This is a genomic window from Allobosea sp. 05T439, assembly GCF_056396005.1.
Genome location: NZ_JBFTKP010000179.1, coordinates 1 through 357, shown reverse-complemented (window position 1 = coordinate 357; position 357 = coordinate 1). Strand labels below are relative to the sequence as shown.

The 357-nt window shown below is 65.5% G+C and carries 1 protein-coding gene; it reads right to left on the bottom strand.

The genetic code is table 11. From position 1 onward, the window contains the following. Positions 1 to 357, bottom strand: a 357-nt coding sequence (locus tag AC1DIO_RS35625; RefSeq protein ID WP_476854989.1) for an aldehyde dehydrogenase family protein, incomplete at both ends; no start/stop codon positions are given.

Here is a 357-nt window from a genome sequence, read left to right as displayed (position 1 = left end):
CCTGAATCCTTGATGCCGCCGAAGGGCGACATCTCGATGCGGTAGCCGGGAACCTCCCAGAGGTTGACGGTGCCGACCTCGAGCTCCGCGACGAAGCGCTGGATGTAGTCGAAGCGGTTGGTGCAGACGCCCGAGGACAGGCCATAGGCCGTCGAATTCGAGATCCGGATCACCTCGGCGATATCGTTCGGCACGCGGATGATCGGGATCACCGGGCCGAAGGTTTCCTCATGCACCAGCTCGCAGGCGTAGGGGATGCGGTCGACCACGGTCGGATGGAACAGCGCACCCTCGGCCCGCTGGCCGTAGAGCACTTCGGCGCCTTGCGTCACCGCGTCGTCGACGCGGGCCTGGAAG